The 20758-nt window shown below is 69.9% G+C and carries 17 protein-coding genes and 1 pseudogene; 9 read left to right on the forward strand and 9 right to left on the reverse strand.

Features of this window, described 5'->3' with window-relative positions; all coding sequences use genetic code 11:
* Window positions 1-120 precede the first annotated feature (120 nt).
* From AC1VNH_RS15945 to AC1VNH_RS15965, 5 genes are all read left to right on the forward strand, one after another.
* Window positions 121-990 (forward strand): large exoprotein, encoded by an 870-nt coding sequence (locus AC1VNH_RS15945; protein ID WP_483112527.1) that lies wholly within the window; start codon window positions 121-123, stop codon window positions 988-990.
* Between the two features lie 145 nt (window positions 991-1135).
* A complete protein-coding gene (locus AC1VNH_RS15950; RefSeq protein ID WP_243227115.1) occupies window positions 1136-1906 on the forward strand; it encodes a PP2C family protein-serine/threonine phosphatase in 771 nt (256 codons plus the stop codon).
* 88 nt (window positions 1907-1994) lie between these two features.
* Window positions 1995-4772 carry an FtsK/SpoIIIE domain-containing protein gene (locus AC1VNH_RS15955; protein WP_483112529.1) on the forward strand — a complete coding sequence of 926 codons (2778 nt, stop codon included), beginning with the start codon at window positions 1995-1997 and terminating at the stop codon, window positions 4770-4772.
* 32 nt (window positions 4773-4804) lie between these two features.
* Complete coding sequence (locus AC1VNH_RS15960; protein WP_483112531.1) at window positions 4805-6343, forward strand: APC family permease; 1539 nt, start codon at window positions 4805-4807, stop codon at window positions 6341-6343.
* 14 nt (window positions 6344-6357) lie between these two features.
* Window positions 6358-7599 carry a saccharopine dehydrogenase family protein gene (locus AC1VNH_RS15965; protein WP_483112532.1) on the forward strand — a complete coding sequence of 414 codons (1242 nt, stop codon included), beginning with the start codon at window positions 6358-6360 and terminating at the stop codon, window positions 7597-7599.
* Here the strand turns inward: AC1VNH_RS15965 and AC1VNH_RS15970 are convergent.
* Window positions 7580-8569, reverse strand: a complete 990-nt coding sequence (locus tag AC1VNH_RS15970) for an asparaginase (RefSeq protein WP_483112534.1) — start codon at window positions 8567-8569, stop codon at window positions 7580-7582. The two genes, AC1VNH_RS15965 and AC1VNH_RS15970, sit on opposite strands and share 20 nt — an antisense overlap.
* A 47-nt stretch (window positions 8570-8616) precedes the next feature.
* Between AC1VNH_RS15970 and AC1VNH_RS15975 the strand changes: the two genes are divergently transcribed.
* Window positions 8617-9090, forward strand: coding sequence for an OsmC family protein (locus AC1VNH_RS15975; RefSeq protein WP_243227120.1), 474 nt, complete (start codon window positions 8617-8619; stop codon window positions 9088-9090).
* A gap of 63 nt (window positions 9091-9153) precedes the next feature.
* Here AC1VNH_RS15975 and glpK read toward each other — a convergent pair whose 3' ends face one another.
* The 3 genes from glpK to AC1VNH_RS15990 form a co-directional block, all read right to left on the reverse strand.
* The gene (glpK, locus tag AC1VNH_RS15980) at window positions 9154-10665 is read right to left on the reverse strand and encodes a glycerol kinase GlpK (RefSeq protein ID WP_483112535.1); all 1512 of its coding nucleotides are present in this window, start codon (window positions 10663-10665) and stop codon (window positions 9154-9156) included.
* 84 nt (window positions 10666-10749) lie between these two features.
* On the reverse strand, window positions 10750-11508 hold the full coding sequence (locus AC1VNH_RS15985; protein ID WP_483112536.1) for an MIP/aquaporin family protein: 759 nt from the start codon (window positions 11506-11508) through the stop codon (window positions 10750-10752).
* A 119-nt stretch (window positions 11509-11627) separates the two neighbouring features.
* A complete protein-coding gene (locus AC1VNH_RS15990) occupies window positions 11628-13337 on the reverse strand; it encodes a glycerol-3-phosphate dehydrogenase/oxidase (protein ID WP_483112537.1) in 1710 nt (569 codons plus the stop codon).
* 114 nt (window positions 13338-13451) lie between these two features.
* Between AC1VNH_RS15990 and AC1VNH_RS15995 the strand changes: the two genes are divergently transcribed.
* Window positions 13452-14489 (forward strand): sugar-binding transcriptional regulator, encoded by a 1038-nt coding sequence (locus AC1VNH_RS15995; protein ID WP_483112538.1) that lies wholly within the window; start codon window positions 13452-13454, stop codon window positions 14487-14489.
* Here the strand turns inward: AC1VNH_RS15995 and dhaM are convergent.
* From dhaM to AC1VNH_RS16015, 4 genes are all read right to left on the reverse strand, one after another.
* The gene (dhaM, locus tag AC1VNH_RS16000; RefSeq protein WP_483112539.1) at window positions 14432-15175 is read right to left on the reverse strand and encodes a dihydroxyacetone kinase phosphoryl donor subunit DhaM; all 744 of its coding nucleotides are present in this window, start codon (window positions 15173-15175) and stop codon (window positions 14432-14434) included. The genes AC1VNH_RS15995 and dhaM overlap by 58 nt on opposite strands.
* Window positions 15172-15810, reverse strand: a complete 639-nt coding sequence (gene dhaL / locus AC1VNH_RS16005) for a dihydroxyacetone kinase subunit DhaL (RefSeq protein WP_483112541.1) — start codon at window positions 15808-15810, stop codon at window positions 15172-15174. The genes dhaM and dhaL overlap by 4 nt, the downstream gene beginning before the upstream one ends.
* Window positions 15811-15817: 7 nt before the next feature.
* Complete coding sequence (dhaK, locus tag AC1VNH_RS16010) at window positions 15818-16813, reverse strand: dihydroxyacetone kinase subunit DhaK (RefSeq protein ID WP_483112542.1); 996 nt, start codon at window positions 16811-16813, stop codon at window positions 15818-15820.
* A gap of 96 nt (window positions 16814-16909) precedes the next feature.
* Window positions 16910-17701, reverse strand: a complete 792-nt coding sequence (locus AC1VNH_RS16015) for a lysophospholipid acyltransferase family protein (protein ID WP_483112543.1) — start codon at window positions 17699-17701, stop codon at window positions 16910-16912.
* 122 nt (window positions 17702-17823) lie between these two features.
* On the opposite strand from AC1VNH_RS16015, the gene AC1VNH_RS16020 reads away from it, so the two are divergent.
* Complete coding sequence (locus AC1VNH_RS16020) at window positions 17824-18768, forward strand: FKBP-type peptidyl-prolyl cis-trans isomerase (protein WP_483112544.1); 945 nt, start codon at window positions 17824-17826, stop codon at window positions 18766-18768.
* A gap of 4 nt (window positions 18769-18772) precedes the next feature.
* A pseudogene (dxr, locus tag AC1VNH_RS16025) lies at window positions 18773-19862 on the forward strand (1-deoxy-D-xylulose-5-phosphate reductoisomerase).
* Here the strand turns inward: dxr and pflA are convergent.
* Complete coding sequence (pflA, locus tag AC1VNH_RS16030) at window positions 19856-20758, reverse strand: pyruvate formate-lyase-activating protein (RefSeq protein ID WP_483112545.1); 903 nt, start codon at window positions 20756-20758, stop codon at window positions 19856-19858. The pseudogene dxr and the gene pflA sit on opposite strands and share 7 nt — an antisense overlap.

Here is a 20758-nt window from a genome sequence, read left to right on the forward strand (position 1 = left end):
GGGTTCATCCCCAACTTCATGCAAACCCCCTGTCAGGCAACACTCAGGCTCGCTACGATGTGAGCCGCGGGACGGGTGGTTCCGCGAGGCCACCATGCCTCTGACCCGAGAGGATTCCCCGTGAACCCTTATGCGTACAACTATGACTACGGATATTCCGGCGCTGCGGCGTTCGGCATCTTCTTCGCCATCCTCGGCGTCCTCCTTCTGATCGGCGCCGCCGCGTACGTCGTCTCCTCGATCTTCTACGCGAAGCTCTTCGAGAAGGCCGGCGTCGAGGGCAAGTGGCGCGGCTGGGTCCCCGTGTACCGCGAGATGGTGTTCGTGAAGCTCGGCGACCTGAACCCCTGGTGGCTGCTTGTGCTCTTCGGCATCACCTTCGTTCTGAGCCTCATCCCGTACATCGGCACGTTCTTCGCGCTTCTGCCTTCGCTCGCGTCAACCGTGTACCTCGTCATGGCCGCGTATCGCGTGGGGCAGAAGCTGCAGAAGGAGGGTGCGTGGGTCGTGCTCTACTTCTTCCTCAGCATCGTGTGGCTCGGTATCGTCGCGTTCGACAAGTCGCGCTGGAACCCGCAGATCGCACCGGCGCCGTGGAGCCGTAGCTTCCTCGCGGACAACGTCGTGTGGTCGGGCGTTCCGGTGCAGCCGGGCGCTCCCGCGCCCCAGGGTGCCTACGGTGCTCCCGGCGCCTACCCGCCGCCCGCGGGCTACGCGCAGCCGGGTGCCTACGCGCAGCAGCCGGGGACATACCCGCCGGCCGCCCAGCAGCCCGGTGCATACCCGCCGCCCCCGCAGCAGGGTGGCTACGCCGCTCCCGGTGCGTACCCGCCGCCGGCGGCACCGCAGCCGGGCGCATACCCGCCGCCCGCCTACACCCCGCCGCCCGCCGGTGGCACGCCGGCACCGAGCGACCCGGCCACCCCGCCGGCTCCGCCGGCACCGCCGACGACGCCCGGATCCGATGAGGCCGAGCCCCCGCGCGGCTGATCATCTCATCGAGCGAGCCTCCGTTCCCCGCGAACGGAGGCTCGCCGCATTCGGCCCGCCGGGTCTGATCCGGTGGGCGCAGTCGTTAGGATGTGAGGACCGCGCCGGCACCGGCGTGGCCACACCCCCGATGGAAGGACACCGCGTGCCCGAGGCTGCGACCCGGCGGCGCACTGTGCCGCTGCCGCAGGGATCGATCGAGCTCGCCTGGGCTGCCCTGACGGATGTCGGGCGCCGCCGTGAGGTCAATCAGGACGCTGTGTTCGCCGAGTATCCGCTGTTCGTCGTCGCCGATGGGATGGGCGGGCACATCGGGGGAGAGATCGCGAGCTCCAGCACCGTGAATCGCCTCGAGGCGGTCGTGGGGTCGGGCTCGGTGACCCCGAAGACCATCGAGAAGGCGCTCGCGAAGGCCGTCAAGGACATCGCATCGCACCCCGAAGCCACGGACGACGGCACGGGCACCACCGTGACGGGCGTGTTCCTCGAGCTCACCGGCAGCGAGCCGCACTGGGTGAGTCTGAACATCGGCGACTCGCGCGTGTATCTGCTGCGCGACGACACCCTCGTGCAGATCACGACCGATCACTCGGTGGTGCAAGAGCTGGTCGCGGCCGGCCGGCTCAGCCCCGAGGAAGCCGAGCATCATCCCTACGGAAATGTGATCACGCGCGCCGTGGGTCCCAGTGACAGCGTGCGGCCGGACTACATCCGGCTCGATGTGCTCGACGGCGACCGTTTCGTCGTCTGCTCCGATGGGCTCACCAAGGAGCTCACGGACTACGGCATCCAGCACTTCCTGCGCGAGCACGAGGACCCGGCAGAAGCGGCAGCGGCCATGATGGATGCCGCACTCGAGAACGGCGGGCGCGACAACGTGACCGTGATCGTTCTGAACGTCACGCGCACGGACTGACTCTCCACAGGCGCGCGCTCACCGCGTTGCGTGCACCGTGCAGGACCTGCCGAGTTCGAGCGGGCGACCGCCCCTCGACACTGAGGTGGTGTTCACTCCTCAGCCCGCCGTCAGCCCTGCCGCTGCGTCGTCGGCGCACCTGACGCTGCCGCCACCGGATCCGCCTCGACGCCGCCCGCCGATCCCATGGCTCGCCTCGCTGGCCCCTGTCCTGGGAGCGGTCGTCCTCTGGCAGGTCACGGGTTACGCAGGTGTGCTGTGGTTCGCATTGCTCGGGCCCGTCATCGTCGTCGCGGGGGTGCTGGACGCCTCGCGCGGCGCCCGCCGCGACGCGCGAGAACAGCAACGGACGCGTGCGGATCTCGCCGGCCGCATCCGCGAGGAGGTCGATCGGCGTCACGCCCTGGAACGCTCGGAGGCGTTACGCGCGACGCCCACGCTCGACGGCTATCTCGATGACCCCGGCGAACTGTGGCGGCCGCATCCGTCTCGCAGCGGGATGCTCGTCGTCGGGCGTGGTGACGTCGTCAGCGACGTGAGGGTCAGTGCCGCGGACGACGAGCTCTCACGAGACCTGATCGCGCGCGCCGGGACACTCGCTGACGCGCCCGTGGCCATTCCGCTCGGCGCGGGAATCGCCGTGCGCGGCCCGCGGGTCGCCGCGTCGGCTGTGGCTCGCGCACTCGTGCTCCAGCTGTGCTGTGCTCACCCTCCCGGTGCGCTCGGTGTCGTGGGCGAGGTTGCGGAGGCGTGGACCAGCGCACTGCCACATCACCTCGCGTCCGGCGTTCGGTGTCATCTGGACGTCGACGCAGCGCAGGCGCGGGGCGCCGAGGACGCCGCGGTGCTCGTCGTCGAGCCGCACGAGCCACTCCCGACTCGGTGCGCAGCGGTGCTCACCCTGGAGGACATCGCGCGCGCCCGCCTCGAGTACGCCGGGCGCGCGGTCGATGTCTGCGTCGAGGTGCTCTCGGCTGCTCAGGCCGCGCAGCTCGCGTCGGCACTGGGCGAGCGGTACCGGGAACTGCCCGGCCGGCGCGAGTTGCCCTCAGCGGTCGCCGCAGGCGAGCTCGTGCACGCGACGGCACGCGGCGGTCTTGCGGTGGCGATCGGCGCCGACGGGAACGGGCCGGTCGTCGTCGACCTCGTCGCTGACGGTCCGCACGCCCTCGTGGCCGGGATGACCGGCTCCGGCAAGAGTGAGCTCCTCGTCACGTGGGTCGCGCAGTTGGCGGCGACGCGCAGCACGCGGGAGGTCACGTTCCTGTTGGCGGACTTCAAAGGCGGGACCGCGTTCGATACGCTCGCGGATCTGCCGCACGTCGCGGGCGTGCTGACCGACCTCGACCCGCAAGCGACGCAGCGCGCACTGGAGAGTCTCCGGGCGGAGGTCCGCCACCGCGAACGTGCTCTCGCCGCCGCCGGGGCGCGCGACGTCGCCGACGCCGGCGTCGAGCTGTCGCGCCTCGTCGTGGTCGTCGACGAGTTCGCCGCGCTCCTGGACGCGCACCGTGAGCTCGGAACGCTGTTCTCCGATCTGGCCGCGCGAGGGCGGGCGCTCGGCATCCATCTGATCCTCGGAACGCAACGTGCCGCGGGGGTCGTGCGGGAATCGTTGCTGGCGAACTGTCCGCTCCGCGTCAGCATGCGAGTCGTGGACGACGCCGACAGCCGCTTCGTCATCGGCACCCACGCTGCGGCCGAGATCCCGGGAGACGCCGCATCGCGCGGTACCGCGTTCGTGCGGCGGGCTGGCGACGCCGAGCCGCACGCCCTGCGGGTGGCGCGGACCACTCGGGCGGATGTGGCGAGGATCTGCGCCCATCGCCGCGCCGAGCCCCCGCCGCGGCGCCCCTGGCAACCGCCGCTTCCGGAGCGCTGGCCGCTGTCCGAGGCGCCGGTGAGCGCCGAGCGCCCCGTGATCGGGCTGGTCGACGAACCGGAGAACCAGCGCCAGCGGGCCGCGCGTCTGGAGCAGGACGACGCCGGCATCCTGATCCTCGGTGGGCCTGGCAGCGGGCGGACGACGGCGCTCGCTGTGCTCGCCGTGCAGACCCCCGCCCGGTGGCTTCCCGCTGACCCCGAGGGATTCTGGGACGCGCTGTGCGAGCTCGACGCAGCCGCGGACCCCCTCGTGCTGGTGGACGATCTCGATGCCGCCCTGGCCGGGCTTCCGCCCGACTACGCGGCCGCCGCGCTGGCCATGATCGAGCGATCCTGCCGATCCGCCCGTGTCCAAGGACGGCGCTTCGCGATCTCGACCGGTCGGGTCATGGGCCCGCTCGCACGTATCGCCGACCTCCTTCCGCGGCGGGTGCTCCTGCGGATGCCGAGCAAGATCGACCATCTCGGTGCGGGGGGCGCGCCCGAGCTGTTCGATCCGCAGTCACCGGCCGGGCGCGGCACTCTCGACGGCCGTGTCATCCAGGTCCCGTGGGTCGACGCCCCTCCGCAGGCGACCGTCGCCGAGCCGGCCGCGTACCCGGGAGGCGCGAGACCGGTCGGCGTGGTTGTCCGCGACGGCATGCAGGCGCGACGCGTCGCGGCGGCTCTCGCCACCCGTGGGTTCGACATCGTCGGCATCGCCGACGCCGACCGCGACGCCACGGGCCCGGCGCACGCGATCGTCGCGGACCCCGAACTGTGGCAGCGGTCCTGGCCGGTGCTGCAGAAGGTGCGCTCGCGCGGCGATCTTCTCGTGGATGCGGATTGTGCGACCGAGTATCGGATGCTCACCGGCGATCGCGCATTGCCGCCCTTCTGCGCTCCCGGGCGAGGGCGAGCATGGCTGGTGCGCGAGGGATCCGTCCCGGTGCGTGTGCAGCTGCCGGGAATCGATCCGGTCCGTGCGCGGCGGATCGCTTGACCGCCGATGGATCCGACCCCTAACGTCTGGGCATGACAACCACCCCCATCCACCTGCAGCGCCCGGACGGGAAGGGGCTCGCGGCGGGAACGCTGGGGCTCTGGGGCTCGACCGTCATCGGGCTCGCGTCCACGGCGCCGGTGTATTCGCTCGTGGCGACGCTCGGCTTCGTCGTCCTCGCCGTGGGCGCCCAGGCGCCCATCGCCTTCGTCATCGCCTTCGTTCCCATGCTGTTCATCGCGTTTGCCTACCGCGAGCTGAATCGGGCGGTCCCCGATTGCGGGACGACCTTCACCTGGGGGACCAAAGCGTTCGGCCCCTGGGTGGGCTGGATGGGCGGGTGGGGTGTGGCCGTCGCCGGGATGGTGGTACTGGCCAACCTCGCCCAGATCGCCTCGATCTACTTCTGGGCACTGTTCGGTCTCGAGTTCGAGAACAACGACTGGCGCATCCTGCTGGTCGCCGTCGCGTTCATCGCCGCGATGACCTGGGTGAGTTGGCGTGGCGTCGAGATCGGCGAACGCATCCAGAACATCCTGCTCGCCATCCAGTACCTCGCACTCGCGATCTTCGTCGTCGCGGCGCTCTGGCAGTTCTTCGCAGGCACGGCTCCGAACCCGACCCCGTTCGACATCTCGTGGCTCAATCCCTTCGGATTCGCGGACTGGAGCGGCTTCACCGAGGCGGTGCTGCTGGCCCTGTTCATCTACTGGGGATGGGACACCTGTCTCGCCCTGAACGAGGAGACCAAAGACCCCAAGCGCACGCCAGGCCGCGCCGCGCTGCTCACGACGGTCATCCTGCTCGTGACCTACGTCTCGGTGACGATCGCGGCCATGATGTACGCGGGCCTGGGCGAGGACGGCGTGGGACTGGGCAACGAGAGCAACGCCGACGACTTCTTCCTCGCCATCAAGGACGGACTGCTCGGCCCCTTCGGGTGGGTGCCCGTGATCGCGGTGCTCATCTCGGCCGTATCGTCGACTCAGACCACCATCCTGCCGACGGCGCGCGGCACGCTCGCGATGGGCGTCTACCGGGCGCTTCCCGCACGGTTCAAGGACGTGCATCCGGTCTATCGCACGCCGTCGTTCTCGACGCTGGTGATGGGCGTGGTCGCCGTCGTGTACTACGTGGGGATGTCGCTCATCAGCGACAACATCCTGCAGGACTCGATCCTCTCCCTCGGCCTGGCGATCGCCTTCTACTACGCCATCACCGGATACGCGTGCGTCTGGTACTTCCGCGCAGAGCTCTTCCGCTCGGCGGGGGCGTTCGTGGTCAAGGGACTGCTGCCGCTGCTGGGAGCCCTGATGCTGACCTACGCGTTCATCCAGTCGGCGATCGACATGTGGGACGTCGACTACGGCTACACGGTCCTGTTCGGGATCGGCGGCACCTTCGTCATCGGGATCGGCGCGCTCGCCGTCGGCGTCGTGCTGATGTTCGTGTGGTTCCTCTTCCCGCGCTCGAAGAGGTTCTTCCGGGGCGAGAGCCTCAACCGCGACACCGAGGTCCTCGTCCCGGATGAAGGCGACTATGGACGTTCGGTCGACGGCGGCCTGATCTGAGACAGGAGAACGACATGCGCATCCTCATCATCGGCGCCGGCGGCGTCGGCTCCGCCGCGGCCCGCATCGCCGTCCGTCGTGACTTCTTCGAGGCGGTCGTCATCGCCGACTACGATCCGGCCAGGCCCGAGGCGCTCGTCGCAGAACTCGGCGACCCCCGCTTCAGCGCCGCCCAGGTGGACGCCTCGGATGCGGCATCGGTCGCGACCCTCGTGCGCGAGAGCGGCGCCACGCACGTGCTCAACGCGGTGGACCCCCGCTTCGTGATGCCGATCTTCACGGGCGTCTTCGATGCCGGCGCCACCTACCTCGACATGGCGATGAGCCTGTCGAAGCCGCATCCGGAGAAGCCCTACGAACTGCCGGGTGTGAAGCTCGGCGACGAGCAGTTCGCTGCCGCCGAGAAGTGGCGTGCGGCGGGGCGACTGGCGCTCGTGGGCATCGGGGTCGAGCCCGGGCTGTCGGACGTGTTCGCTCGCTACGCGCAGGACGAACTGTTCGATGAGATCGACGAGCTCGGCGTACGCGACGGTGCGAACCTCGTCGTCGAGGGCTACGACTTCGCCCCCTCGTTCTCCATCTGGACCACGATCGAGGAGTGTCTGAACCCTCCGGTGATCTACGAGAAGGACCGAGGCTGGTACACGACCGCTCCGTTCTCGGAGCCCGAGGTCTTCGACTTCCCCGAGGGGATCGGGCCGGTGGAGTGTGTGAACGTGGAGCACGAGGAGGTCCTCCTCATGCCGCGCTGGACGAATGCGAAGCGCGTCACGTTCAAGTACGGCCTGGGCGACGAGTTCATCCAGGTGTTGCAGGTGCTGCACAAGACGGGACTCGACCGCACCGACCCTGTGACCGTCAAGGGCGTCCGAGTCTCTCCCCGCGACGTCGTGGCGGCGGCGCTTCCCGACCCTGCGACTCTCGGCGACCGCATGACCGGAAAGACCTGCGCGGGAGTGTGGGTGCGCGGCACCGGCAAGGACGGCAGACCACGATCGACCTACCTGTACCACGTGGCGGACAACGAGCAGACCATGCGCCAGGACAACTCGCAGGCCGTCGTCTGGCAGACCGCGATCAATCCGGTCATTGCCCTGGAACTCCTGGCGCGGGGGGACTGGGCGGGGGAGGGAGTGCTCGGCCCGGAGGCGTTCGACGCGAGGCCGTTCCTCGACCTGCTGGCCGAGCCCGCACCCGCGGGCTACGGCTCGCCGTGGGGGATGGTGGAGAAGGAGATCACACCGTCGGACGGATGACGCCGACGATCGCGTCCCCGCCGTGAACGGCGAGGGAGAGGTCGCGGCGCGCCCCATCCGCCTCGGACGTCGCGAGCGCGCCCGCGCGCTCGAGCAGACGCAGCCCCACCGTCGCGGTGGCGCGTGAGGAGCCGTCGAGCATCTTCACCGCCGCCGTGGTCCCGTCCGCGGCCACCATGACGACGAGCCCTTCGGCGCCCGTCTTCGTGAAGATACCGGTGCGCTCGATGATCACGGTGTCCGGGCGGCCCGGGCCATCGATCGTCCACGGGTTCTCCCGGACGGCGCTCATGAGCGTCGCGGCGCTGCGATGCAGGGCGAACGGTGAGCGCTCCGAGGACGTTCCCATGCGATGCAGGGCACGAGCGAGTCCCGTGAGCGTCAACGCCGGCACGGGCGCGCCGCACCCGTCGATCGCTGTCGCGAGCGGACGCTCGCCGGTCAGGCGCTCCACGACCTCGCGGATGTGCTGCTGCAGCGGGTGTGCGGGATCCAGATAGCCGTCGGTGTCCCAGCCGGTCGCGCGGCATGCGAGCAGCATCGCCGCGTGCTTGCCGGAGCAGTTCATCCGGATGCGGGAGCGCGTCGCGTGATCGCGCACCATCTCGTCGCGGGTGGCCGTGTCGGCGGGCCAGGCCGGCGGGCATCCGAGGTCGTCCTCGGTGCAGCCCGCGTCCTCCAGGATGGAGCGCACCACGGCGACGTGCCGCTCGGTTCCCGCGTGGCTGGCGGTGGCGAGGCCGAGCCGCTCACCTTCCAGCCGAGCCCCGGCGGTCACGCACGCGAGGGCCTGCAGCGGCTTGAGGGTGGAGCGCGGCAGCACGGCGGATGCGGGGTCTCCATGGGCGGCGAGCACGGTGCCGTCAGGCGCGAGGACCACCGCGGAGCCGGTGTGGCGGGACTCGACGAACCCGCTGCGTTCCACGACGGCGAGCTCGACGGCGGCGGTGGCGGAGAACGTCTCGGGCATCCTCTCAGCGTAGTCGGCGCCCGCATCCGCCATGGCAGACTGTGCCCATGTCTGGCACTCACCACTACCGCCTGAACGCGCTCTGGACCGGCAACCGCGGCACCGGGACGAGCGGCTACCGCGACTACGACCGCGACGTCACCCTGACGATCGACGGCAAGCCGGAGCTGCGGGGATCCGCCGACAAGCCGTTCCGAGGCGACCCGGAGCGCTGGAACCCCGAGGACATGCTCCTCGCCGCCCTCAGCCAGTGCCATCTGCTGTCGTACCTGCACGCCTGCGTCGTGGCGGGCGTGGTCGTGGTGTCATACGAGGACGCCGCCCAAGGCACGATGGTCGACGACGGCTCGGGGGCGGGGCGCTTCACCGACGTGCTGCTGATGCCTCGCGTGGTCGTGGCCGACGCGGCGATGATCCCGGCCGCCGAGGCCGCGCACGCCACCGCCCACGAGTGGTGCTTCATCGCGAACTCGGTGAACTTCCCCGTGCGCCATCAGGCAGAGGTCTCAGCAGCCCACTGAGTGCCGCGCAACGACAGACGCCCCGCGGGTCGGAACCCGCGGGGCGTCTGTTCGTAGCGAGGATCAGCGCACGTCGTCGTCGACCCAGTCCATGGACTTGGTGACGGCCTTCTTCCACAGGCGCAGCTGACGGTCGCGCTCCTCGGGATCCATGTTCGGCTCCCAGCGCTTGTCCTCCTGCCAGTTGGCGCGGAGGTCGTCGAGGTTGTCCCAGAATCCGACGGCCAGGCCCGCGGCGTACGCGGCGCCCAGAGCCGTGGTCTCGGCGACGACGGGGCGCACGACCGGGACGCCCAGGATGTCGGCCTGGAACTGCATGAGGGCATCGTTCGCGGTCATGCCGCCGTCGACCTTGAGCTCGGTGAGGTCGACGCCGGAGTCGGCGTTGACCGCGTCGAGCACCTCGCGCGACTGGAAGGCCGTCGCCTCGAGGGCGGCCCGGGCGATGTGGCCCTTGTTCACGTATCGGGTCATGCCCACGATCGCACCACGGGCATCCGGGCGCCAGTACGGAGCGAACAGGCCCGAGAAGGCCGGCACGAAGTACACGCCGCCGTTGTCCTCGACGCTCTCGGCGAGCTTCTCGACCTCGGGGGCGGAAGAGATGATGCCGAGCTGGTCGCGCAGCCACTGGATCAGGGAACCGGTGACGGCGATCGAGCCCTCGAGGGCGTAGTGCGCCGGGCCGTCGCCGAGCTTGTAGCCGAGGGTCGTCAGCAGCCCGTTCTTGGAGCGGACGATCTCCTCACCGGTCTGGAAGATCAGGAAGTTGCCGGTGCCGTACGTGTTCTTGCTCTCACCCGGGTCGTATGCCGCCTGACCGAAGGTTGCGGCCTGCTGGTCGCCCAGGATGCCGGCGACCGGGGTCTCCCGCAGCAGCGAGGAGGACTCGGCGGTGCCGTAGACCTCGGAGGAGGAGCGGATCTCCGGCATCATCGAGCGCGGCACGCCGAAGTCGGCGAGGATGTCGTCGCGCCACTGCAGCGTCTCGAGGTCCATGAACAGCGTCCGGCTGGCGTTGGTGACGTCGGTCGCGTGCACGCCGCCCTCGGTACCGCCGGTGAGGTTCCAGAGCACCCACGTGTCGGTCGTGCCGAAGATCAGGTCGCCGGCCTCCGCCTTCTCGCGCGCACCCTCGACGTTCTCGAGGATCCACACGATCTTGGTTCCGGAGAAGTACGTGGCCAGCGGCAGGCCCACGATGTCCTTGTAGCGGTCGGTGTCGCCGTCGGCGAGACGGTCGACGATCGACTGCGTGCGGGTGTCCTGCCAGACAATCGCGTTGTAGACGGGCTTTCCGGTGTTCTTGTCCCAGACCACCGCGGTCTCACGCTGGTTGGTGATGCCGATCGCGGCGATGTCGTGGCGGGTGATGTCGGCGCGGCTCAGGGCGAGGCCGATGACCTCCTGGGTGTTGCGCCAGATCTCGGCGGGGTCGTGCTCGACCCAGCCCGCCCTCGGGAAGATCTGCTCGTGCTCCTTCTGCCCGACGGAGATCACGCTTCCCTTGCGGTCGAAGATCATCGCGCGCGTCGAGGTGGTTCCCTGGTCGATGGCGAGGACGTAGTCAGCCATTGGATGGACTTCCTTGTCTGTTGGTTCGGATGGTGGGGAGGGTGGGGGCGCACGGCTGCGCCGCCCACCCGGGAGTGGGACGGATCAGGCCGCGACGAAGCCCAGCAGGAGCGGGGCGAGCAGGCCGGCGAGCGTGCCACCGATGAGCGGGCCGACGACCGGCACCCACGAGTACGACCAGTCGCTGGAGCCCTTGCCCTTGATGGGCAGGATGGCGTGGGCGATGCGCGGGCCGAGGTCGCGGGCAGGGTTGATCGCGTATCCGGTCGGGCCACCGAGCGAGGCGCCGATGCCGACCACGAGCAGGGCCACCGGCACGGCGGCGAGGCCGCCGAGGCCACCGGGGACGCCGATGTCGGCGACACCGTAGTCACGGAATCCGAAGATGACGAACACGAGCACGAAGGTCGCGATGATCTCCGTCATGAGGTTCCAGCCGTACGAGCGGATCGCCGGGCCCGTGGAGAAGACCCCGAGCTTGTTCGCAGGGTCGGGCTCGTCGTCGAAGTGCTGCTTGTAGGCGACCCAGCACAGGACGGCGCCGATGATCGCACCCAGCATCTGGGCGAGCACCGCGATCGCGAACTGCACACCGCTGATGTCGCCGTGCACGAGAAGACCGATGGACACGGCCGGGTTCAGCTGTGCACCGGAGTATGCCGAGACGATGACGCCGGCGAAGACCGCGAGGCCCCAGCCCCAGTTGACGAGGAGGAATCCGCCGCCGTTGCCCTTCGTCTTCGCCAGAGCGACGTTCGCCACCACACCGCAACCGAGCAACAGCAGCATCGCGGTTCCCACGGTTTCGGAGAGGAAGTACAAACCGAGATTGACTTCGTTCATGTCTTCATTGACCTTTCAGTGATGCCCGCCTGTCGCCCTTCGTGCGGCGGGATATCGGGTTGCTCTGAAACTAGAGCCGGTGTGCGGGCGCGCACCAGAGGACGCGCCCGCACGTTCTCTCAGGAAGCGAGGCGTCCGCCCTCCGCGAGGTCGATACGGTGGTCCTCCCGAAGAACCTGGGTGGCGTGAGCGACCTCTTCGCTCACGCGGGTCTCGTCCCACCCGAGCGGCTCGGCGATCGCCTCGGCGGCCTCCTGGAGTGTGGCCGCGCTCAGCCCGCCCACGAACGCGATGTCCGTGCGGCGCAGCAGCAGGTCGATGAGGTGCACGACCTGCTCGGTGCGTGCGAGGTACGCGAGCTCCTCGCGGAAGTAGCCGTGCGCGTGCTCGAGTTCAGTCGGCTGCGCGGGGAGGTCGGCGAGGACGGCCTCTGCGCGCGTGCCGTAGCGGTCCAGCAGACTGAGCACGAGCGATGCCGAGTGACGTCCGCTACGCTCGGCGACCCACGCGCGGCGGGCCTCCGGGGTCATCGGGTAGCCCTTGCCACCGCCGATCGCCAGGCCCTGCGTGCTCACGCGGTGCGTCCGGCCGAGCTTCTCGAGTGCACGGGTGCTGAGGTGCTCCGCCAGGGCGCGGAAGGTGGTCCACTTGCCGCCGACCAGGCTGAGGGTCGGGGTCTTGCCCAGCGTGCCGTCGACGATCCGGTAGTCGCGGGAGACGAAACCGGGAGCCGTGTCGTCGTGACGCGGCAGCGGGCGGATGCCGGAGAAGGTGTAGACGATCTGAGACCGGTTGACCTCGATCGTCGGGAAAACATGGCGCACGAGATCGAAGAAGTACTGGATCTCGTCGTCGGTGCAGGTGACCTTCTTGGAGGGGTCGGCGTCGATGTCGGTGGTGCCGACGAGCACGCGGCCCTTGAGGGGGTAGATCAGCACGATGCGCCCGTCCGAGTGCTCGAAGAAGATCTCCCGGCCGCGCGTGGCCGCAAGCAGCTCCGGATTGTCGAGCACGATGTGCGAGCCCTTCGTGCCGCCCATGTAGCGGGTCGGGGTGCCGAGTGCCGCGTTGGTCAGGTCGGTCCACGGCCCCGACGTGTTCAGGACGACCTTCGCCGCCACGGTGAACTCGGTGCCGGTGACCTCGTCGCGCAGCAGGACTCCGCTCTCGTCAGCGCCGATCGCCGTGACGTAGTTCGCGGCCAATGCGGAGCCGTCCTCGAGCCCGTCCGAGAGCACATCCAGCGCGAGTCGCTCGGGGTCGTGCATGGAAGCGTCGTAGTACGTCGCCGTGTAGGCGAGCCCCTCGTTCATCTTGGGGAAGTCGGCGAGCGACTTCTTCTTGCCCACGAACCGGTGCCGCGGGACGGAGCCGCCGTCGCGCGAGAAGGTGTCGTAGATCACGAGGCCGATCTTGATCAGCAGCGCGCCGCGCTCGTTGGGCTTGCCGCGTCCGTGTGTGACCAGCAGCCGGAAAGGCGCAGACAGGATCCCCGAGAACGTCTTGAAGATCGGGATCGTCGTCGGCAGCGGCCGGACGTAGTGCGGGGCCGTCTTCAGGAGCGCGTTGCGTTCGGTGACCGCCTCTTTCACGAGGCGGAACTCGCCGTTCTCGAGGTAGCGCACGCCGCCGTGCACCATGTGGCTGGATGCGCTCGACGCGCCGGAGACGAAGTCCCCGCGCTCGACCAGGGCAGCCTTGACGCCCTGGAGCGAGAGGTCGCGGAGCGTGGCGATGCCGTTGATCCCGCCGCCCACGATGAGAACGTCGAGATCCTGAGCATCGCGGATCTGTGCGACCTGCGGCCGCAGCGAGGGGGAGAGCGACATGTCGTCGTCGACCTTTCGTATCGATGGAACCCTCGCAGGTTGCATGGAAGTGGGACATCGTCGCAAGTTCTCTGCACAAACGTGCAGAATGGTGTAACGGGCGAAGGGATGATCATGGCGGAGGCCGGGTCGATGAAGGTGCGCGACGCGTTGCGCGCGGCACAGCTGTACTACCTGCAAGACCTCACGATGGAGGCGATCGCGCGCGAGATGCACACCTCGCGCTCCTCGGTCTCCCGTCTGATCTCCCATGCCCGCGACACGGGCCTGGTGTCGATCTCGGTCCACTCTCCGCTCGCGGCGCGCAGCCAGATCGAGGAACGGTTGGCGGAGCGGTTCGGCATCACGGTGCACATCGTCCCCACCACGAGTCACATCGGCGAGGCCGAGCGTCTGGACCGCACCGCGTTGTCGGCGGCGCGCATCCTCAGCGAGCACGTCGACTCTTCGATGACGGTCGGCATCGCCTGGGGCTCGACGCTCTCGGCGATCGCCCGACACCTGCCGACCAAGCGCACCCACGACACGCACGTGGTGCAGATGAACGGCGCGGCGAACGGGCACACCTTCGGTGTCCCGTACGCGGGCGAGATCCTGTCGAGATTCGGTGCGGCCTGGTCGGCCTCCGTGCACCATTTCCCGGTGCCTGCGCTGTTCGACGAGGCGGCCACGAAGGAGGCGATGTGGCGTGAGCGATCGGTGCGCGCTGTGCTGCAGATGCAGCGTCGCGTCGGCCTGTTCGTGTTCGGCCTCGGATCGCCCCGCGCCGCCGTCCCCTCGCACGTGTACTCCGGCGACTACTTCGACCAGCGTGATCTGGCGCTGATCGAGCAGGAGGGCGTCGTCGGCGACTGCGCGACGATGTTCTACCGCATCGACGGATCCTCCGACATCCCGTCGCTGAACCTCCGCTCCAGCGGCCCCGACCTTGACGACGTCCGCCGCATCCCGCGACGCTTCTGCGTCATGTCGGGTCTATCGAAGATCGACGCGCTGCAGGGCGCCTTGGCCGCGGGGCTCATCACCGACCTCGTGCTCGAGGAGACCGTCGCCCGGCGGCTCATGAGCCTTTCGCGCATGAACCCCCGGGCGTCTCAGAGCTCCCCGAAGCCGTCTTCGACGAGGGCGCGCAGCGCGTCGATCGCCGGCTGAGCCTCGCGCCCCCGCGCGCGCACTCGGACGCGCGCTCCGCGCCCGATGCCCAGGGCGATGAGCGCGAGCAGGCTCGCCGCGGAGACCGGGCCCGAACCCGCGTCGATGTTCTCGATCTCCACCAGGGCGTCGAACTTCGCCGCCGTCTTCACGAACGTGGCCGCAGGCCGCGCGTGCAGTCCCGAGGGATTGACGACGACCGCCTCGAACGACGCCTCGTCACCGCCGGACGCCGGCTCTGGCGCAGGAACAGGCGGCTCCGGCGCCGACTCGTCGGGACCAGGCTCCGCCCCCAGGTGGCGTGCCTTCTGCGCATAGGCGCTGCCGAGCTCGGCGTGGATGCTCGTCCAGTCGGCTCCCGTCGCCGCGAGCACGACGGCCGCCACGAGTCCTTCCACGAAGGGTGCAGAACTGAGATGCACGCGGTCGGGGTTCTCGACGAACTCGAGCGCCATCTCGGCGCTCAACACGGCGGAGCCGAGATCCATCAGCACGACGACGTCCTCGGCCGCGTCGAGCCGGTCGACGGATGCGGCGATGGCCGCCGCATCCGTGCCGAATCCGCCGTCCGCGGAGCCCGCGGCTACCTCGATCGGGGGCAGCGTCCCGGCCACCATCTGGGTGGCGAGGGCCACGGCGGCCTCGGCGAGCGGGCGGCTGTGGGAGACCACGACAAAGCCGATCATGCGGCCGTCACCGCATCCCGCAGCGTCGTGAACAGCAGCGCCGTGGATGTCGCCCCCGGATCCTGATGACCGGCGCTGCGTTCGCCGAGATAGCTTGCGCGGCCCTTGCGTGCCACGAGCGGGATGGTGGCGTCACGGCCGGCGTCGGCCGCGTCGGCCGCGGCGGATGCGGCAGACGCGAGGTCGGAGCCCGCGGACACCGCCTCCTCCCAGGCGTCGACGGCAGGAAGCATCGCATCCAGCATCGTCTTGTCGCCCGGCTCGGCCTTGCCTCGGGCACGCACGCCCTCCGCGCCGGCACGCAGCGCGGATCCGAGGGCTGCGGCGTCGAGCTTCGCGGTGGCGCCCGCCGCCACCCCGAGACGTAGGAAGAACGTGCCGTACAGCGGCCCGCTCGCCCCACCGACCGTCGACACGAGGGTCATTCCGACGGTCTTGAACAGCGCCGCCGCATCCGCCGGCGGCGTCGCCTGCACCGCCGCCACGACGGCCTCCATGCCGCGTGCCATGTTGGAGCCGTGGTCGGCGTCGCCGATGACGGAGTCGAGCTCGGTGAGCTCGGCCTGGTGCTGCACGATCTGGTCACGGAATCCGGAGATCCAGGCGCCCAGCGTCTCGCGGGTGGCTGCGGTCATCGCGCTCTCACGCTCCCCAGCGCAGACCCGGCGTGACGACGGGGGCGTCCCAGAGGCGAACGAACTCGTCGTCGGCCCGCACGACGGTCAGCGACGCGCCGGCCATGTCGAGACTCGTGATGTAGTCGCCGACGAGCACGCGGCGAACGTCGAAGCCCGCCTCGGTCAGCAGCGGCGCGATCTCGCCGTACAGGAGGTACTGCTCGATCAGGGGAGTGGCCCCGAGCCCCGACAGCAGCACGATGGCGTCGCCGCGCGCCTCGCCGAAGTCGTGCACGATCGGGTCGACGAGCATGCGGGCGATCTCGTGCGCGCTGGCGAGGGGGACACGTGAGCGTCCCGGCTCGCCGTGGATGCCGACACCTACCTCCATCTCGCCCTCCGGGAGGTCGAAGGTCGGCTTGCCCGCCGCGGGCACGGTGCAGCTGGTCAAGGCGACGCCCATGGAACGCCCGCTCTCGCTGACGCGGGTGGCGAGGGCGGCGAGGGCGTCGAGCTCCAGGCCCTCCTCGGCGGCCGCGCCCACGATCTTCTCGAGCACCACCGTCGTGCCCACGCCCCGGCGTCCCGCCGTCCAGGTGGAGTCCTGCACGGCGACATCGTCGGCGACGACGACGGATTCGACGCGCACGCCCTCGGCGGCGGCGAGCTCGGCCGCCATCTCGAAGTTGAGGACGTCGCCGGTGTAGTTCTTGACGATGTGCAGCACACCGGCGCCCGAGTCCGCGCCGACGGTGGCCGCGAGGATCTGGTCGGGCGTCGGGGAGGTGAACACCTCGCCCGCGCAGGCGGCGTCGAGCATCCCGGTGCCCACGAACCCGCCGTGCATGGGCTCGTGGCCGGAGCCGCCGCCGGAGACCAGCGCGACCTTGCCGGGGCGTGTCGCCTCGGCGCGGAAGATGACGCGGTTGGTGGAATCGACGCGCAGTTCGGGATGTGCGAGTCGGATGCCGGTCAGAGCATCGGAGAGTACTTGGGCCGGGTCATTGATGAACTTCTTCACGGATGCCTCCTCATTGTGGCTTCGCAGACGCTCCGAATCTCCACCCGGTGGGGTCGAGCGTCAAGTACCGAAAGCCGTGAATGAGAAAGTGTGCCGTCAGAGACGCTCGTGAGGCAGGACCCGCTTGATGCGTTCGATTGCGCCATGCGCGGGCACCTCGTTGTATGTGCCGGCCAGTTCCTGCTCCGAAAGGGAGTGGATCGCCGCCATGAGCTCGTCGGTCGCCGCGCGGCGTGCTCGTCCGGAGCTGGCGGGACCGTGGGCGGAGAGATCGAGCGGCTCGCCGAAACGGATCGTGACGCGCGGCTTCGTGCGGGGGAACTTCGCCCCTACGGGCATCGCTTCGTTCGTGCCGATGAGGCCGACCGGCACCACGGGTGCCCCGGTCTGGAGAGCGAGGAAGGCGACGCCGGTGCGCCCCTTGTAGAGCCTGCCGTCGAGTGAGCGGGTGCCCTCGGGGTACAGCGCGATGGCCTTGCCGGCTTCCAGCATCCGCTTCTGCTGGTCGAGTGCGTCCAGTGCGGCCTGGCCCGCGCCGCGCTCGACGGGGTTCGCACCGAGTCCGAGGAAGATCTGCCGCGACAACCAGCCCTTGAGTCCGGGGCCGTCGAAGTAGCTCGACTTCGCGAGGAACTGTACCGGGCGGGGCGCTGCCATGGGAATGGCGAAGGAGTCGATGAACGAGAGGTGGTTCGCGGCGAAGATGACCGGTCCCGTGCGCGGCACGTTCTGGCGCCCCTCGATGCGTGGCCGGTAGGCGACGCGTGCCAGGGGAGCCAGTACCCGGCGCCCGAGGAAGTAGGCGAAGCCGACATCCGTGACCGGCTTGGATTCGGATGCGCGCGGATCGGGGACGTTCTCCGCGTCGCGGCTCTGCGCATCTGTCACCGTAAGAGGCTACTGCGGATTCCATTCCCTCCGGCGCATGAGGCCTCGTCGGGCCCTCTCAGCGGGGGCATGGGCGGATGCGGGATGATGGGTGGGCCCCGCACCGATTCATGGAGGTTCCCGTGCGCCGTCCGCTCTACATCCTGTCCGCGCTCGCGGTCAGCGCCCTCGCGCTCGCCGGATGCTCCGCCGCATCCTCACCCGACGCGACCTCCACGCCCGCCGCGAGCGCGGCAGCCGATCTCTGCGCGGACGTCGCCTCGTCGGGCTCCGCCTCCGACGCGGTCACCGTGTCGGGCGAGTTCGGTCAGGTGCCGACCGCGACCTTCACCGCTCCGTTAGACATCTCCGACGTCGAGCGCACCGTGGTCACCGAGGGCACCGGCACTCCCATCGCCGCGGGCGACTACGTGTCGTACGCGCTCTCGGCTTTCGACGCCGCCACGGGGCAGCTGCAGGGATCCGTCGGCTACGACGGGACGCCCGTGCAGCCGCAGCCGGTCGCCGCGGAGAGCGTGCTCGGCAAGGTCCTGGGCTGCGCCACCCCCGGAACCCGGGTCGTCGCGACCCTCCCGGCCAGCAGCAACAGTGCCGCCCAGGTCTTCGTCGTGGATCTCCTGTCCTCGACGCCCGAGGCGCAGTGGTGCCAGGCCGAGCCGTTCGCGGGCGCGGCGCCCACCGTGACCTTCACCGACGACAAGCCCACCATCACCATTCCGGCATCCGCCCCGGAGGACGGCGTGCGCGTCGACGTGCTCACGCAGGGCGACGGCGACACCGTCGGCGCCGGCGACACGGTCGAGGTCAACTACGCGGGTGTGAAGTGGTCGGATGGCTCGACGTTCGACTCGAGCTACGACCGCGGTCAGACCGCGAGCTTCTCCACCGATGGCGTGGTCGTCGGCTTCAAGCGAGCGCTGGAAGGGCAGAAGGTCGGCTCGCAGGTGCTGGTGTCCATGTCGCCGGCGTGCGGCTACGGCGAGGCGGGGTCGTCACAGCAGCAGCTCGCAGGCGAGACGCTCGTCTTCGTCATCGACATCGTCTCCACCAAGCCGACCGAGGGCTGATCCCGTGCGGCGCGTCGTCGTCCTCGGCTCCACCGGGTCGATCGGCACCCAGGCGCTGGAGGTGATCCGCAACAACCCGGATCGCTTCCGCGTCGTGGGCCTGGCTGCGGGCACGGATGCAGCGGGACTCGCGGCCCAGGCAGCCGAGTTCGGCGTCGCCGACACGGCACTCGGGGCCGTCGAGGCGGAGGCGCTCGTCCGAGACGTCGCCGCCGATGTCGTCCTCAATGGCATCACGGGCTCCGTCGGGCTCGGTCCGACCCTCGCCGCCCTCGAGGAGGGACGCACACTCGCGATCGCGAACAAGGAGTCGCTCATTGTCGGCGGTGAGCTGGTGACCGCCCTCGCCGCGCCGGGCCAGATCGTGCCGGTGGACTCCGAACACTCGGCGATCGCGCAGGCGCTGCGGTCGGGAGAGCACTCCGAGGTGCGCCGACTCGTGCTCACCGCATCCGGAGGCCCGTTCCGAGGACGCACGCGCGAGCAGCTCGCCACGGCGACGCCGGCTGAGGCTCTCGCGCACCCGACGTGGGACATGGGACGCGTGGTGACGACCAACTCGGCGACGCTCGTGAACAAGGGGCTCGAGGTCATCGAGGCGCATCTGCTCTTCGGTGTCGGCTACGCCGACATCGACGTCGTCGTGCATCCCCAGTCGATCGTGCACTCGATGGTGGAGTTCGTGGACGGGTCCACCATCGCCCAGGCGTCGCCGCCGGACATGCGCCTGCCGATCTCGCTGGGCCTGGACTGGCCGCACCGAGTGGCTGGTGTCGGCGCACCGCTCGACTTCATCCGCGCGTCGACGTGGACCTTCGAGCCGCTCGATGAGGAGGCCTTCCCTGCGGTCGCGCTCGCCAAGAGCGTGGGGGAGGCCGGGCGCACGTATCCCGCGGTGTTCAACGCGGCCAACGAGCAGGCCGTCGATGCGTTCCACGACGGAAGGATCGGGTTCCTCGACATCCTCGACGTCGTCCGCCGCGTCGTCGACACGCACGAGGCCCCCGCGGCCCTGAGTCGCGAGGGCCTGGCCGATGCCGAGAAGCTGGGCGCGCCGTGCCGCGGATGCGGCCGTCGCAGCGGCGGGTCAGTAGACCGTCAGCCCTTCCGCGGCGAACTGCCCGCGCACCCGGTCGATGAGCTCCTTCTCCGGTGCGGGAGTGTCTTCGAGGGGGTAGGTGCGCCCCAGCTCGTGCCACTTGTCGCGACCCATCTGGTGGAACGGCAGGACCTCGACGCGCGTGACGGTGCCCGGGGTGATCTCATTCAGGGATGCGGCGTAGCGGGCGACGGTGGCGACATTGTCGACGTCGTCGGTGAGACCCGGGACGAGGACGAACCGCACCCATACCTCGACATCGCCGCGCCGCGCCAGGCGCTCGCCGAACTCGAGGGTCGGCTCGAGCTCCCGACCCGTGACACGGCGGTAAGTGTCGGGGTCACCGGACTTCACGTCCAGCAGGACCAGGTCGGTGTCGGCGAGCAGCTCGTCGGATGCGTGCGCTCCCAGGTAGCCGGACGTGTCGAGCGCCGTGTGGATCCCCATCTCCTTGGCACCGCGGATCAGCCGGGCGGCGAACGCGGGCTGCATGAGCACCTCGCCTCCGGAGATCGTGAGACCGCCGCCGGTGGCGCGGAAGACGCCGAGGTAGCGGCGGAGGCGTTCGAGCACCGCATCCGCCGTCACCGGGACGCCGTCCTTCATGGCGAACGTGTCCGGGTTCTGGCAGTACAGGCACCGCAGCGGACAGCCGTTGAGGAACAGGGTCAGGCGGGTTCCGGGGCCGTCGACCGCGGTCACCAGCTCCCAGGAGTGCACGGATCCGAGCTCACCGGAGCGCATGGCGGCCAGCCGGCCGGCGCGGTCGATGTCGGCGACCTCGAGGCCGTGGAGGCCGGCGCCACCGCGACGGGTGGTGCCAGCCTCCTCTCCTGGAGCATCGAGGCGCACCGCGTCCCGGGGGAGCGGGGTGCCCAGCTGCACGGTCAT

This window comes from Microbacterium sp. KU4F (assembly GCF_056868075.1).